Genomic DNA, 1,216 nt, shown 5'->3' with positions numbered 1-1,216 from the left:
TTGGTGCCGAGGATCTGCACGGTGACCGACGTGAGGGTGCCGTCGGCACTGTTCACCGCGAAGGTGTCGGTGTAGGTGGTGCCGGCGGCGAACTCGTTGTGGGCGGAGTTGGCGACGTAGGTCCAGGCACCGCCGGTACCGATGGAGAACTGACCGTAGCTGCCGGCGGTGTTGGTTTGGGCGACGAAGGTTGCGGCGCTGTCGACGTCGCTGATGGTCAGGGTGCCGGTGGTGGAAATGTCGACGGCGGCATTGGTCTCGGTGAGGTTGGCGATGTTGGCGGACAGCACCGCGGCATCATTGGTGCCGAGGATCTGCACGGTGACCGACGTGAGGGTGCCGTCGGCACTGTTCACCGCGAAGGTGTCGGTGTAGGTGGTGCCGGCGGCGAACTCGTTGTGGGCGGAGTTGGCGACGTAGGTCCAGGCACCGCCGGTGCCGATGGAGAACTGGCCGTAGCTGCCGGCGGTGTTGGTTTGGGCGACAAAGGTTGCAGCGCTGTCGACGTCGCTGATGGTCAGGGTGCCGGCGGTGGTCAGCGCAGCATTGGTCTCGGTGAGGTTGGCGATGTCGGCGGACAGCACGGCGGCATCGTTGGTGCCGAGGATCTGCACGGTGACCGACGTGAGGGTGCCGTCGGCACTGTTCACCGCGAAGGTGTCGGTGTAGGTGGTACCGGCGGTGAACTCGTTGTGGGCGGAATTGGCGACGTAGGTCCAGGCACCGCCGGTGCCGATGGAGAACTGGCCGTAGCTGCCGGCGGTGTTGGACTGCGCCTGGAAGCTTTCCGGGCTGTCGATATCGCTAATGGTCAGGTTGCCGCCGGTGGTCAGCGGAGCATTGGTTTCGCTCAGCGTAACGCTGGCCGAGGACAGCACGGCGGCGTCGTTGCTGCCGGTGACGGTGACGGTCACCAGTTGGGTGTCGACACCGCCCAGGCCATCGCTGACTTGCACGCTGAACACGTCATTGTGACTCTCGCCCGCCTTCAGCGCCTGCACCGCACTGGCGACACCATCGGTGCCATTGGCCAGGGTGTAGGTCCACTGGCCGCTGCTGTCGACGGCGATCGAGCCAAAGGTGCCGGTATTTGACCCGGCAATACTCCAAGTGACGGTGGCATCGTGATCGATGTCGGTCGAGCTGAACTGGCCGCTGACGCTGAGCGTGGTGTCTTCCTGCACCGCGCCGACCTCGTTGCCGGTCGCGAAGCTGA

1 protein-coding gene is annotated in these 1,216 nt (G+C 65.1%); it reads right to left on the bottom strand.

Annotation, left to right across the window (positions count from 1 at the left end; all coding sequences use genetic code 11):
• On the bottom strand, positions 1-1,216 hold a 1,216-nt coding region (locus tag AC07XF_RS28970), incomplete at both ends, for a VCBS domain-containing protein (protein ID WP_495029250.1).

It is taken from the genome of Pseudomonas sp. GW821-FHT01C01 (genome assembly GCF_059422645.1).
The sequence above is the reverse complement of the archived record's forward strand: the minus strand, read 5'-3'. Positions and strand labels throughout refer to the sequence as shown.